The organism is Lacrimispora sanguinis (assembly GCF_044987295.1).
In the GTDB taxonomy this organism is placed as follows: domain Bacteria; phylum Bacillota; class Clostridia; order Lachnospirales; family Lachnospiraceae; genus Lacrimispora; species Lacrimispora celerecrescens_B.
In genome coordinates this window covers 4199144-4211988 of sequence record NZ_CP173277.1, presented here as the reverse complement: position 1 = coordinate 4211988, position 12845 = coordinate 4199144, and the positions used below count along the sequence as shown (strand labels likewise).

The 12845-nt window shown below is 43.3% G+C and carries 15 protein-coding genes and 1 pseudogene; 1 reads left to right on the top strand and 15 read right to left on the bottom strand.

All coding sequences use genetic code 11. The annotated features are described in order from the left end of the window. Positions 1-148: 148 nt before the first annotated feature. The 6 genes from ACHZES_RS19540 to ACHZES_RS19515 all read right to left on the bottom strand — a co-directional run bounded on the left by ACHZES_RS19540 (position 149) and on the right by ACHZES_RS19515 (position 5304). On the bottom strand, positions 149-475 hold the full coding sequence (locus ACHZES_RS19540; RefSeq protein ID WP_395546310.1) for a hypothetical protein: 327 nt from the start codon (positions 473-475) through the stop codon (positions 149-151). 240 nt (positions 476-715) lie between these two features. Continuing rightward, a complete protein-coding gene (locus ACHZES_RS19535) occupies positions 716-928 on the bottom strand; it encodes a hypothetical protein (RefSeq protein ID WP_395546309.1) in 213 nt (70 codons plus the stop codon). Positions 929-1050: 122 nt separating this feature from the next. Then, complete coding sequence (locus ACHZES_RS19530) at positions 1051-1287, bottom strand: hypothetical protein (protein ID WP_154522964.1); 237 nt, start codon at positions 1285-1287, stop codon at positions 1051-1053. Positions 1288-1646: 359 nt separating this feature from the next. After that, positions 1647-2564, bottom strand: a complete 918-nt coding sequence (gene metA / locus ACHZES_RS19525; protein WP_154522961.1) for a homoserine O-succinyltransferase — start codon at positions 2562-2564, stop codon at positions 1647-1649. Between the two features lie 3 nt (positions 2565-2567). Beyond that, positions 2568-4526 carry an NAD-dependent DNA ligase LigA gene (gene ligA, locus ACHZES_RS19520; RefSeq protein WP_395546308.1) on the bottom strand — a complete coding sequence of 653 codons (1959 nt, stop codon included), beginning with the start codon at positions 4524-4526 and terminating at the stop codon, positions 2568-2570. Further along, positions 4516-5304 (bottom strand): pseudouridine synthase, encoded by a 789-nt coding sequence (locus ACHZES_RS19515; protein WP_038278400.1) that lies wholly within the window; start codon positions 5302-5304, stop codon positions 4516-4518. Before ACHZES_RS19515 ends, ligA begins: the two co-directional genes overlap by 11 nt. 240 nt (positions 5305-5544) lie before the next feature. Here ACHZES_RS19515 and ACHZES_RS19510 point away from each other — a divergent pair, with 240 nt between their 5' ends. After that, positions 5545-5943, top strand: coding sequence for a bacteriohemerythrin (locus tag ACHZES_RS19510; protein WP_038278402.1), 399 nt, complete (start codon positions 5545-5547; stop codon positions 5941-5943). A 53-nt stretch (positions 5944-5996) separates the two neighbouring features. Here ACHZES_RS19510 and ACHZES_RS19505 read toward each other — a convergent pair whose 3' ends face one another. From ACHZES_RS19505 to ilvD, 9 genes and pseudogenes are all read right to left on the bottom strand, one after another. Beyond that, entirely contained in the window at positions 5997-6224 is a 228-nt protein-coding gene (locus ACHZES_RS19505; RefSeq protein WP_038278404.1) for a hypothetical protein, read from the bottom strand. Positions 6225-6290: 66 nt separating this feature from the next. Continuing rightward, positions 6291-7136, bottom strand: a pseudogene (locus ACHZES_RS19500) (nucleoside recognition domain-containing protein); the annotation flags it as partial. A gap of 12 nt (positions 7137-7148) precedes the next feature. Continuing rightward, positions 7149-8813, bottom strand: a complete 1665-nt coding sequence (locus ACHZES_RS19495) for a recombinase family protein (RefSeq protein ID WP_395546307.1) — start codon at positions 8811-8813, stop codon at positions 7149-7151. Positions 8814-8877: 64 nt separating this feature from the next. Beyond that, positions 8878-9441, bottom strand: a complete 564-nt coding sequence (locus ACHZES_RS19490) for a bifunctional transcriptional activator/DNA repair enzyme AdaA (protein WP_154522952.1) — start codon at positions 9439-9441, stop codon at positions 8878-8880. Between the two features lie 16 nt (positions 9442-9457). Then, on the bottom strand, positions 9458-10081 hold the full coding sequence (locus ACHZES_RS19485) for a DNA-3-methyladenine glycosylase family protein (protein WP_395546306.1): 624 nt from the start codon (positions 10079-10081) through the stop codon (positions 9458-9460). Further along, entirely contained in the window at positions 10068-10538 is a 471-nt protein-coding gene (locus tag ACHZES_RS19480) for a methylated-DNA--[protein]-cysteine S-methyltransferase (RefSeq protein ID WP_395546305.1), read from the bottom strand. The genes ACHZES_RS19485 and ACHZES_RS19480 overlap by 14 nt, the downstream gene beginning before the upstream one ends. 69 nt (positions 10539-10607) lie before the next feature. After that, the gene (locus ACHZES_RS19475; RefSeq protein WP_395546304.1) at positions 10608-10742 is read right to left on the bottom strand and encodes a hypothetical protein; all 135 of its coding nucleotides are present in this window, start codon (positions 10740-10742) and stop codon (positions 10608-10610) included. Next, positions 10739-10882 (bottom strand): hypothetical protein, encoded by a 144-nt coding sequence (locus ACHZES_RS19470; protein WP_395546303.1) that lies wholly within the window; start codon positions 10880-10882, stop codon positions 10739-10741. The genes ACHZES_RS19475 and ACHZES_RS19470 overlap by 4 nt, the downstream gene beginning before the upstream one ends. Before the next feature lie 109 nt (positions 10883-10991). Then, positions 10992-12707: a dihydroxy-acid dehydratase gene (ilvD, locus tag ACHZES_RS19465; RefSeq protein WP_395546302.1), complete on the bottom strand. Its 1716-nt coding sequence runs from the start codon at positions 12705-12707 to the stop codon at positions 10992-10994. Between the last annotated feature and the right edge of the window lie 138 nt (positions 12708-12845).

Below are 12845 nucleotides of genomic sequence, written 5' to 3'. Positions count from 1 at the left end.
CAATAATGAATTTCCAATGTACATAGCTAATATTTACCATTGGCTTTCTTCACCACAAAATATCTCTTTCGAATATAATAAAAAAGCAACTACCAATTTAGATAGTTGCTTCAATAAATTCACCTTATTACTCTTCGCTTCAATCAACCTATTTCATCTGTTTCCAGTATTTTGATAGAAAAGCAAAAGTAATAATAGGATTTATTAATCCGGATAATGAGGTTATAATACCTATATCATGTATTGCCACATTTAGTACCATTGTAATTATTGTAAGAACTATAATGGCATAAAAAGCAATCTTTCTTTTCTTAATTAATAACAGTATATAAGCTACGCAGCCAGCGACACCTATAACAGCCAAATCAAAAGATCCTATTGTACAATTGGCAATTATAGCAAGAGCGCTAAAAACGATGCAAATGATACTCCAGATTTTAATACCTTTACCAAATACTATTGCTTCTTCATTCATTTTATTACCTCTTTCTTTTTTATAAACTACATATTTATAATCGACCTTACCGATAAATTCTTAAGGTTTTAAAAAAAGAAAAGTATTTTGTACCGTTGTTGAATGGGATGAGTATGGTGCAACTGAATATATGGATTTTCGGAATTAGTCTCAATGAATTGAGGATAATTGGGTCATTTGCGAAGATACCGAAGATTATAAAGCTAAGCAGGTTTATGGCTTCTTAAAGGTTACAAAATATTATGCCAATGTATTTACACCAGAGAACATTGATACAATTTTTAATGAAGAGGCAAAACAGATCATCAAAATTATTTCTACGTTATCTGATGGAATGAAGGGTACGATTGCTACAATAGCAAAGTTAAAAGTTGATGCTAAAGAGATTGACTCAAATAGTAAAATTGAAGCTCTGGAAACTGTTTGTATTTTACTCATTCTTACATTTCTCATAGGTATGCCCACCTTTCTATATGGTACTATACCATATGTAATTCTAAAATGAAAACATATGTTCTGCTTATTGTTCAAAAAAAATAAGCCGTAGCCAAATACGGCAACGACTTATTCGTAAGTTATACTGTTTTAGTTTTTTCAGCAATAATATCTTTTATATCTGTTATAGACATATTGTTTTCCTTAAGAACATCCGATAACTCTTTGAGTTCTTCCATTTTCAATTCGTCAATTAACTGTTTTTCTTTCTCTTCCAGCATTTTTATTGCTGATTTATGTGTGGCTATTTCTTCTTTTGTATTCAATAATTGTTCTTGTAATTTTTCAGTAGGTGATTTACGAACTCCACGGGGCATAGTATCTCCTCCTCTATAAATATTAATATGTAAATTATACTACATATTGCCAAATATATACAATGGATAATTATGGAAAATACTTGGAGTTTATTATATGTGGAATATAGCTTTACAGTTTTATCATATAAATAAGCCCTCCATCAATTGTGCTATTACAATTAATAAAGAGCTTATTTATATGATAAAAACATTATTGATTGGTCTTGAAAATCTACCCCCATTTTACATGTAAATCTACCCCTATTTCTACTTCCATTTCCATGATAGATCCTGTTATAATACGATAGTTTACGATACTATATAAATTACATTTAAATTATTTTAAAATGCGGAAAACCTTGTAAAATAAAGGATTTTTATTCCTCCGCCTCCAGTAAATAAGGAGTGATCTGATATACATAGAAGTTCAGCCAATTCCCATACAGGGTATTTGCCCCATTCCTCCAATTAAGTATCGGCACCGTATCCGGGTCATCATTTTCATAATAATTACAAGGTATTTCAGGCTCCAATCCCTTCCCCAAGTCCCTATGATATTCCCCGTCTAAAGTCATACGGTCGTATTCCGGATGGCCCTGGACAAATACCTGCTTTCCATCCCGGCTCATCACCAGAAAAATCCCGGCCTCTTTTGATTCCGCAAGAATCACAAGTTCCGGCTGCTTTTCTATATCCTCTCTCCTTACCTCCGTATAACGGGAATGAGGAGCCATCACATAATCGTCCAGACTGCGTACAAGGGGGACCTTCCGGTCCAAAACCTTGTGCCGGTAGATGCCTGACAGCTTACTCTCTCTTTTATATTTCTGTATGCCATAATGGTAATAAAGACCTGCCTGGGCCCCCCAGCAAATGTGGAGAGAACTGGTCACATGGGTTTTGCTCCATTCCATGATCTTTTTTAACTCTTCCCAGTAGTTAACCTCTTCGAATTCCATGTTTTCCACCGGTGCTCCGGTGATGATCATTCCATCGAATTTCTTTTTCTTTACCTCATCAAAATAAACATAAAATTTATTTAAATGGCTGGCTGACGTATTCTTGGAGGTATGGCTCTCCAGCATCAAAAAGGTACAGTCCACCTGCAGCGGAGTGTTGGATAGGGCCCGGAGAAGCTGAGTCTCTGTCTCTTCCTTAACAGGCATGAGATTAATGATCAAGATCTGAAGAGGACGGATATCCTGGCTTAAAGCACGGTCCTCATCCATCATGAAAATGTTCTCTTTTTCCAGTATGACTTTTGCAGGTAAATCCTTTTGTACTTTAATCGGCATAATTTATTCCTCCAACATTTTTATGAAATCCTCTTCTGAAATAATGGGCACCCCAAGTTCCTTTGCCTTTTTATTTTTGGAAGAATTGGACGTAGTATCATTGTTGATCAAATAGGTTGTCTTGGAGGTTACCGAACCGGTAGCCTTGCCTCCATGAGCTTCTATGGCCTCCTGAAGGGCTTTCCGGTTCTCATAGTGGTTTACGGAACCGGTTATGACAAATACCATACCATCAAAGATTCCGTCCCCACTGGCCTCCGTATCGCCCTCGATGCTTACTTCAGACATCAGGCGGTCCACCATTTCGTTATTCTTCTCTTCCTTAAAATAAGTGATCCAGGCATCTGCTAACACCTTTCCGATTCCCGGGACTGCAGTCAGTTCCTCTTCTCCTGCGGTGCGCATCTTCTCGAAATCAAACTTAAATTCCTGGCACAGCATCTTGGCATTTGCCAATCCGATTCCCGCGATCCCCAGGCCATAGATCAGCCTTGGAAGGGTGGTGTGGGAAGCCTTTTTCACCGCTTTTATCAGGTTGTCGTAGGATTTTTTCCCAAAACCTTCCATCTGGGTGATGACTTCCTCATGCTGCTCCAAATGGAAAATATCTGCAAACTCCCGGATGAACCCGGCTCCGATGAATTTTTCTAAGGTTGCCTCTGATAGGCCGTCAATATTTAATGCATCCCTGCTCGTAAAAAGAGTAAAGCCTTTCAGCCGTTTGGCCTGGCAGTCCGGGTTGGTGCAATATAAGCTCTTGACATCATTCATCCTGCGGATCTCCGTCTTTCCGCCGCAGACAGGACATTGCTCTGGAATCTGTATCTTTTTGCTTCTTGTCAGGTTATCGGCAATCTGAGGAATGATCATGTTAGCTTTATAAACCGTAATTTCATCTCCCTCTCCCAGTTCCAATGCCTCCATAATACTTAGATTATGGACGCTGGCCCGGCTAACCGTGGTTCCTTCTAACTCCACCGGGTCAAAGATTGCTACCGGGTTGATGAGCCCGGTTCTTGACGGGCTCCATTCGATGTGGTCAAGTTTTGTTTCTTTGATTTCATCGGCCCATTTAAATGCAATGGCATTACGGGGGAATTTAGACGTGCGGCCAAGGGATTCACCATAAGCGATATTATCCAATAGAAGCACCAGGCCGTCTGAAGGAATATCATAGCTGGATATGGCTTTGGAAAACTCCTCTACTGCCTCAGGCAGGGAATCTCTGGACACCATTTTATAATCCACTACATCAAAGCCCTGCCTCTTTAACCATTCAAACTGCTCTTTTCTGGAGTTTTTAAAGTCAACGCCCTCAGCCGTCACAAGGCCAAATGCTTTAAAGTTCACATTTCTCTTAGCCGTGATCTGGTTGTTTAACTGCCTTACGGATCCGCTGCATAAATTCCTTGGATTTTTGTATTTGGCAGCTACGTCTTCGATCTCCTCATTGATCCGGTTAAAATCCGAATACTTGATCACTGCCTCTCCACGTAAAACCAACTCTCCCTGATGGGATATATTTAAAGGAATGTTAGAAAATACTCTTGCATTATTTGTGATGACCTCGCCGATCTCTCCGTTTCCCCGGGTCACGGCCTTTTGAAGGGTTCCGTGGTTATAGGAAAGAACTACGGTCAAACCGTCAAGCTTCCAGGACAGCACTCCAGTCTGGCTACCCAGCCACTCCTGCAGGCTTTCCGTGCTTTTGGTCTTATCCAGGGAAAGCATGGGGGTCTCATGGGCCTCTTTGGGAAGCTCACTTAAAGCCTGGTACCCTACATACTGCGTGGGGCTTTGGGAAAGTATGATTCCAGTCTCCTCTTCCAGCTCCTTTAACTCATCATAGAGCCTGTCATATTCAAAATTGCTCATGATTTCCCGGCTTTCCTGATAATAAGCCTTTCCTGCTGCCGTTAGAACGGCAATCAATTCTTTCATTCTGCTTATTTTAACGTCCATCAGATATCTCCTTTTTCTGTTCTTTATAGGAATGATTCGTGGAGCCGTTTAAGGCCTCTTTCATCTGGTGGTACTCTTTTTTTGAAAGCTCCCGGTAAGCTCCGGGCTTTAACTCTCCAAGTTCAACATTCATGATTCGCAATCGTTTTAACATCCGTACTTCAAAGCCCAGCTGTCCGCACATTCGACGGATCTGGCGGTTTAGCCCCTGGGTCAGGATGATCCGGAATGCTTTTTCACCGGCTTTCTTTACAACGCAGGGCTTGGTGGTCACATTTAACTCCGGCAGGAATACTCCCTTTTTCATCTTCCGGATAAATTCATCGGTTATCGGGCGGTTAACCTTTACCAGATATTCTTTTTCATGAGCATTTCCGCTGCGCATCATCTTATTTACCAGAGAACCCTGGTTGGTCATGAGAATCAGACCCTCGGAATCCTTGTCCAGACGGCCGATGGGGTAAATTCTTACAGGATAATCCACCATGTCCACAATATTTGGGGCGCGGTCTTTATCCGAAGTGGTGCATACAATGCCTTTGGGTTTATGAACAGCTAAAAGAACCTGTTTATCCTTATGGCTATTATCTCCGTTTCCTGATTGAATGGTGCGTCCGTTTACTGTAACGGACTGACCTGGAATAACTCTCTGGCCGGGCGTAGCCGCTTGTCCATTAATACAGACTTTACCAGCCTCGATGAAGCGATCCGCCTCCCTTCGGGAACATACCCCTGCTTCACTTAAAAATTTGTTCAGACGGATTCCTTCTGTCTCCATGTTTCCTCTTTCCTGCCTATACGTTTAGGCATAATGGTATCCCCATGGGGGGTCTTTCTACCTTACTTCATACTAAATAAAAATTATAACATTACCAGGAAGGTACGTCAATTCATCCGGATATTTTGAACGTGGTTTTCCTGTCCTTTGAATCTAACTCATATCAACGGTTGAACTTTTGAAAAATTTGTTATAAAATGGAAGAAGATTATAAATTTTAAAACTTTAGGAGGAATTGCTATGCCATGGACACAAAATTTATCCGTAGGGATATCAATGATTGACGATCAGCATAAAATGTGGTTTGAGAAAGCAGAAGCGCTGTTTGAAGCAGGAAAAAATAACCGCGCAAAGGAATACGTTGGAGAGCTTCTTGATTTTTTGGATGATTACACAAAAAAGCATTTTTCAGACGAAGAAAAATACATGATGAGCATCCACTATCCCGGCTATGCGGAGCAAAAGCAGGCTCATACTGCATTCATTGCACAGCTGGAAAAATTAAGGAATGATTATAAATCTTCCGGAGGAAATCTTCTGGTGATCTTAAACGCAAATCAAATGGTAGTAGATTGGCTCACAAAACATATTTCCAACATGGATAAAAAAATTGGTGATTATGCAAAGAATGCTCACTAATTATTTCAGATGAAAAAGGGCGGCCCCGTTGGCCGCCTTTTTCAATGTCCGGTTTAAATAAACTTATATTTCACTTCACATCCGTAGGATACCCGGCTGCAGATGTTTACCACCCGCTCCATGACAGCGGATATTTTTCCTGTGTCCATTTCAATATTCATTTCTTTTAAGTCTTCCGAGATTCTAATACCTTTCACCCCGTCAACCTTGGCAATCTCGCCCTCGATTTTTCTGGCTTTCAACCGGTCTGACAGGGCGTAAACGTGGTAGATCCTGCTCACGCTTCACCCTCCTTTCCCATTTGGTATTCTACTCCTATTGTAGACAATCACAGGGAAATTTAAACATCAGAGGAAAACCCTTGCAATGGTTGTGAATAAAAAGCATATGACAAATCCGGTTACCGTGGGTACCAGCCAGGATATAGCCGTCCATTTCATGCTCTGTGTCTCTTTCCGGATGGTAAGGCAAGTGGTGGAACAAGGCCAGTGCATCAGGGAGAACAGCATGGTACTGATCGCAGTAATCCAGGTCCAGCCATTGGCTACAAGAAGCTCTTTTAAGACGGACAGATCGCTGATATCCCGAATGCTTCCCTCTGCCATATAGGACATGATAATGATGGGAACCACGATTTCATTGGCCGGAAAACCCAGGATAAAAGCCAGAAGAATAACTCCGTCTAAGCCCATGAGCCTGGCAAAAGGATCCAGAAAGCCGGAACAGTGAGCCAGCAGGGTTGCATCTCCAACCGATATATTGGCCAGAAGCCAGATGACCAGCCCAGCCGGAGCCGCTACGGAAATAGCACGGCCTAATACAAACAGGGTACGGTCAAATATAGAACGCACGATGACTTTGCCGATCTGTGGCCTCCGGTATGGCGGCAGCTCCAAAGTAAAGGATGAGGGGACCCCCTTTAATATGGTGGCTGATAGTAGCTTCGATATGACAAGCGTCATAATAATCCCAAGGATGATCACGCCTGATAAAATGGCTGCTGACAATATGGAGGAAAAGGCGCCCGAGGCCCCTCCCACGAAGAACATGGTAATAATGGCGATCATGGTGGGAAAACGTCCGTTACATGGCACAAAATTATTGGTAATCATGGCAATCAGCCGCTCTCTTGGAGAATCGATGATTCTACAGCCAATAATACCTGCTGCATTGCATCCAAACCCCATGCACATGACAGCGGAAATTTATGCAAAACCATTCCTTTCTTCTGCAGGAGGCAACACTTTGTAATAGATTCGGATCGTCTGGTATTTACAGCCTGCTCTCCCCCCTTCCCCTTCACAGCTTTGGAAAATCTCAATTCTGTCTATAAATTTTCCAAGCAAATCAGAGGAAAGCCCTTTTTCCTGGCTTATTTCTTCTAACAGGCTGGAAATTAGGCCGCCAAAAGCAGGCACTTCCTGAGCCAAAGAACAGGGTCTTTCCATCAAGGCCAGGCTTTCTGCAATCTTCTTTTCCTCATTTTCACAGGAATTTAGCATTTTATAAAACCGGTCCTCACCGATCCTTCCGTTTACCCGGTCTTCATAAAGCTTTTCAATTATGTGTCCAAGCTCTATTTCCCTTTTTTTGAATGAATCAGCCGCCTTTTCTTCACCATGCATTACGCCAGGGAAAACAGGCTCCCGAAGGGCTTCTTCCATCTCTTCCTTTTCACTTTCAGGAAAAGAAAGCAGGCTTCGGATTTCCTGAAGTACCACATGATAAAGAAGCTCGTAATCCATAAAGTGATTTGTACACTCTTTCTTTCCGTATAGCTTATACCCCCCGCATACCAGTTTGCGGGATTGCGCTTTACTTCCGGTTCCTGTGGACGACATATTTCTGCCACAGTCCCCGCATATGGCAATTCCGGAAAAAATATTGGTAAAACCGGTTTTGGGCGTGTTTTTACGGGAAATGCTCCGCCTTCTTACCCGTTCAAAAATCTCCTCGGAAATAAGTGGCTCATGCATATTCTCAACGACCACCCATTCTTTCCTGGACTTCCGAAGGGTCACGCTACTTTTAAAGGAAACTTTTACGGTCTTTCCCTGGGCAATATGACCTAAATAAACGGGATTACTTAACAGCTTACAGACCGTACCTGAGGTCCATTCCTTTCTATTAGAATAATCATCTGGATTCAAATAAGGCCGCCCGGCGCAGCGGTACATGGCTGGAGTCAGCACCTTTCTCTTATTTAACATATCAGCGATCCGGGATGGAGCCGCTCCCTGCTCCGCCCATTCAAATATCTCCCGGACAATGGAAGCTGCTACAGGATCAACGAGAAGGTGGTTTTTATTTTGTGGGTCCTTTTGGTAGCCGTAGGGAGCAAAATTCCCGATAAATGCCCCCTCTTTTATTTTGGTCTGAAATGCACTGCGGATCTTTTTAGAAGTATCCCTGGCATACATCTCATTTACAATGTTCTTAAACGGTGCAATATCACTCCACGGACTATCAGAATCATATCCGTCATTGACCGCTATGTATCGGATTCCTTTGGAGGGGAAATAAATTTCGGTAAGCTGTCCTGTCATGATATAATCCCTTCCAAGACGGGACAGATCCTTGGTGATCACCAGGTTTACCTTCCTTGCATCGATATCTTCCAGCAGCCGTTTCCAGGCCGGGCGGTCAAAATTGGTTCCGCTGTAGCCGTCATCCACGTACTCCTCGTATATTTCAAAGTCATTTTCTATCGCGTAGGAACGAAGCATTTTCCGCTGAGTACCAATGCTGGAGCTTTCCCCTGTACCATCGTCGTCTTTTGACAGGCGCATATAAAGCGCCGCCTTGTAGCAGACTGGTGCCCTTGCAAAGACGTTCTTTTTCTCATAGGATGACTGAGTTAATCGATCCATCTCTTACACCTCCTGGAAAATCTTATTCCAGCAGGTTTGTACCATATACTTTAGAGGCTGCTTCCTAATCAGTCTTCTTTCCTGTAAGGCTCTCCCGATATTCATTGGGAGAAAGACCTGTTACACGCCGAAACTGTGTGTAAAAAGCTGAAAGGCTCTCAAAACCACTTTGTAAAGCAATCGGCAAAATATTATCTGAAGTATCAGCCAGAAGCTTTTTTGCACTGGCTACCCGTAAGGCATTTAAATACTCCGCCGGAGTCTTTTCATATTGGTTCTGAAACAATTGGAGGATTCTGTTTCTGCTGAGTCCAAGCTTACTTAATTCTTCCCTTAAGCGATCATGGTCTGAAAAATAAAGGTCATAGACATCTTTAATTTTTTCCGCGTTTTCTCTCTGGGGGTAAAATTCCAGCAAATCAGGGCGGCAGCGCTTACATGGGCGAAGCCCGCTTTCACGTGCCTGTTCCGCCGTATCAAAGAATTCAACATTTTCTCGTTTAGGGCTTTTTGATTTACAGGAAGGACGGCAGAAAATACCTGTTGTTTTTACTCCGTAATAAAATCTGCCGTCATAAGACGCATCACATTCCAGCGCTGCCTTCCATTTTTCCTCCTCTGTCAGCATGGTAATACACCTCCTTTCATTCATTTAACGTACTAATCTTCCATAAATAAATGGAAGCTACCGAGCCATAGGGCGAATACCGGCTCTTGCATACTTCGAATTGTTCCTTTGTCAGCTTAGGAAATCCATATAGCTTTTCCATTCCCCGGCGAATGGCGATGTCACCCCAGCTAACCACGTCAGGACGCTCCATACAATTAATGAGAAGCATTTCAGCTGTCCAAAGTCCAACCCCTTTTATCGTTGTTAAGTACCGGATAACCTCCTGGTCCGGCAGTTCCCGCAAATCACCCAGACGGATCTTGCCCTGTAAAATGTCCTTTGACAGCTCAGAGATGGTAACAGCCTTTTTCATGATCATGCCGCAGCGCTGAATATCATCCGCTGAAACGGCTGATAAATTTTCCGGGGTAATATCTCCCAGGCTTTCCTGCATTCGGTTCCATACGGTTTTGGCAGAACCTACAGATACCAGCTGGCCTATAATTGCATTAACCAGAGCAGCAAAGAGATCAGGAATTATCTCCCTCTCCACCCGTCCGAACCGTGCCATCGCAGCACCTAGCACAGGGTCAGACTGGGAGAGGTATTCTACTTCCTTCCTATCGTAATCAAAAAACTTTGTCTCAACGGCTGCCATATGTCACTTCCAATTCCAGTAGCTTCTCCTTGATTTCCAGGCCTGCCGCATAGCCTGTCAATTTGCCATCTGAACCCACTACCCTGTGACACGGTGTCAGAAGCAATATGGGATTTTTACCATTTGCCAAACCAACCGCCCGGGCTGCATCCGGTCTCCCGATCATTGCAGCAATCTGTTTATAGCTTCGCGTCTCTCCGTACGGAATTCTGTGCAGGGCTTCCCATACGGTCTTTTGAAACTCCGTTCCTTTTGCAGCAAGCGGCAAATCGAATCCCTTGCTTGTCCCGTCTAAATATTCCTTAATCTGCTTTTCCGCTTCTTCCAACAAGGGTGTCTTTTGTTTATCGGAGATTTCATTGGTATCTTTTACAAAAAGCAGCTCCGTTATAAAACCATCCACTTCGGATATTTTAATCGGTCCTAGGACGGTTTTAATATATGCTGTATGTTTCATAAGATTTGCCTCCTTTTCTATTATTAATATATCCGAAATCGGTCTGCGTGTCCTCCTATTTTGCACCATTTAATTTTTATATAAAATAAGGACCAGTATCACTATGAATTCCGGCCCTCTAGTAATTTCCAAAACTGTTTTCCCTGGCATATGTGCACAGCATCCTAAGCCGGACTCCGAAACGATCATGGCTGCTCTTGTCATGACCGAACCTCCCCGGCCCCCCGACGTTTCTTCAACAAATCCAAAACCTGCTCCTTCACTGCCTTATCACCAATATAAACCCGTTCCACCTTTACAGCCATGTTTTTTTCCTTATAAGTTACCTGATCTGCTGAATCCATTTCTCCACCTCCCTAGAAATCCTATTCAGGCAGGTTTGTACTATATATCCTAAGTAGTAGAAAAAGGGCATGGCAGCTCCCCTACCATACCCTTTTTCTTATCCTTTCATTACTCCATATATCCGCCCTTCATTGGCGATACTGCACGTTCACTGAATATTTTCAATACTCCCGACTGGTATTTTGAAGGTCTTGGCTGCCACTTCCCCCGCCGTTCCTTAAGAATCTTTTCCATCTCATCTTCTGTCTTTCGCTGGCCCTTTACGCCTACAATTGCAAGGATCCGGTTAGGAATATCAATTTGGATCATATCCCCTTCCTCCACCAGCGCAATCGGTCCGCCTTCTGCCGCTTCCGGTGAAACATGCCCGATGGATGGACCGGTGGATGCTCCTGAGAAACGCCCGTCTGTGATCAAGGCGATGGTGCTTCCAAGCTCTTTATCTGATGAGATCGCCTCAGAGGTGTAGAACATTTCCGGCATTCCGCTTCCCTTAGGACCTTCATACCGGATAAATACAGCATCGCCAGGTTTTACACGGTGTTTTAAGACTGCATCAATCGCCTCTTCCTCGCTGTCAAAGGGGCGTGCATTTAACACCGCGTGAAACATCTCCTTTGGACATGCGGTATGCTTAATGACCGCACCCTCCGGTGCCAGATTTCCTTTTAAAATAGCAATAGCCCCATCTGTACCGATGGCATCATGAAACGGCCGGATTATTTCTTCTTTTTTAACCCCAACCCTGGCACAATATTCGTCGCATTTGTCATAAAAACCATTTTGCTTCAGCATATCAAGATTTTCACCCAGAGTCTTTCCTGTCACTGTCATTGCATCTAAGTGAAGCACGGATTTAATCTCTTCCATAATCCTGGGCACACCACCTGCATAGTAGAAGTACTGGGCCGGCCATTTTCCTGCAGGCCGGATATCAAGCAGATAATGGGCGCCTCTGTGCAGCCGGTCAAACATCTCAGAATCTATTTCCAGTCCGAATTCATGGGCAATAGCCGGCATATGAATCAGGGAATTGGTAGAGCCGGATATGGCGGCATGCACCATAATCGCATTTTCAAAGGATTTCATTGTGACAATATCTCTTGGTCTTATTCCACTTTTCGCAAGTTCTATAATCTGGTGTCCGGCTCTTTCAGCCACATCCTTTAAATCCGGGCAGGTTGCGGGCATAAGCGCGGAACCTGGAAGCATAAGGCCAAGGGCCTCTCCCATGACCTGCATGGTTGATGCCGTTCCCATAAAGGAACAGGCTCCACAGGAAGGGCAGGCGTGCTGCTTATAATATTCCAGTTTTTCCGGTTCCAGTTCCCCTCTCTGACACATCGCACTATACTTACCAATCTGTTCCAAGGTAAGAAGATCCGGACCGGCATCCATAACACCACCAGTTACCAGAATGGAGGGCATATTCACCCGGCCGATTGCCATAAGATGAGCAGGCACCGCCTTATCGCAGCTTGAAATATATACTCCGCCGTCAAAGGGAGTTGCGCCCGCATGAATTTCAATCATATTGCAGATCGTATCACGGGAGACCAGAGAATAATTAATGCCGTCATGGCCCTGTGCCATTCCATCGCAGATATCCGTTGTAAAATATCTGGCTGCTTTTCCTCCCTTATCTCTTACCCCATCCACGGTCTTATTCACCAGCTCCAGCAGATGAGCGCTTCCCGGATGGCTGTCACCAAAGGTACTCTCTACCATGATCTGCATTTTAGAAAGGTCCTCTACCTTCCAGCCCATACCCATCCGAAGCGGGTCCATTTCCGGAGCCAGTTTCCGAATATCCTGACTAACCATAATAATGCCCCTTTCCTATTTATCTTGTATTTTTAATTTTGCATTTATATCTTAATTATAATAATTCATCATATGATTGTCAACTATCCTGTTTGATTAACTTCATTATTTCATGTATTTTCCTAAAATTATCATGCA

Bases quoted from the DNA above. Each gene is read 5' to 3' on its own strand.
- ACHZES_RS19485 (WP_395546306.1), bottom strand. From the start codon at position 10,081: ATGGCAGCCGTTGAGACAAAGTTTTTTGATTACGATAGGAAGGAAGTA.
- ACHZES_RS19490 (WP_154522952.1), bottom strand. From the start codon at position 9,441: ATGCTGACAGAGGAGGAAAAATGGAAGGCAGCGCTGGAATGTGATGCG.
- ACHZES_RS19530 (WP_154522964.1), bottom strand. From the start codon at position 1,287: ATGCCCCGTGGAGTTCGTAAATCACCTACTGAAAAATTACAAGAACAA.
- ACHZES_RS19475 (WP_395546304.1), bottom strand. From the start codon at position 10,742: ATGACAAGAGCAGCCATGATCGTTTCGGAGTCCGGCTTAGGATGCTGT.
- ACHZES_RS19515 (WP_038278400.1), bottom strand. From the start codon at position 5,304: ATGGAGACAGAAGGAATCCGTCTGAACAAATTTTTAAGTGAAGCAGGG.
- ACHZES_RS19470 (WP_395546303.1), bottom strand. From the start codon at position 10,882: ATGGATTCAGCAGATCAGGTAACTTATAAGGAAAAAAACATGGCTGTA.
- ACHZES_RS19540 (WP_395546310.1), bottom strand. From the start codon at position 475: ATGAATGAAGAAGCAATAGTATTTGGTAAAGGTATTAAAATCTGGAGT.
- ACHZES_RS19535 (WP_395546309.1), bottom strand. From the start codon at position 928: ATGAGAAATGTAAGAATGAGTAAAATACAAACAGTTTCCAGAGCTTCA.
- ligA (WP_395546308.1), bottom strand. From the start codon at position 4,526: ATGGACGTTAAAATAAGCAGAATGAAAGAATTGATTGCCGTTCTAACG.
- ACHZES_RS19495 (WP_395546307.1), bottom strand. From the start codon at position 8,813: ATGGATCGATTAACTCAGTCATCCTATGAGAAAAAGAACGTCTTTGCA.
- ilvD (WP_395546302.1), bottom strand. From the start codon at position 12,707: ATGGTTAGTCAGGATATTCGGAAACTGGCTCCGGAAATGGACCCGCTT.
- metA (WP_154522961.1), bottom strand. From the start codon at position 2,564: ATGCCGATTAAAGTACAAAAGGATTTACCTGCAAAAGTCATACTGGAA.
- ACHZES_RS19480 (WP_395546305.1), bottom strand. From the start codon at position 10,538: ATGAAACATACAGCATATATTAAAACCGTCCTAGGACCGATTAAAATA.
- ACHZES_RS19510 (WP_038278402.1), top strand. From the start codon at position 5,545: ATGCCATGGACACAAAATTTATCCGTAGGGATATCAATGATTGACGAT.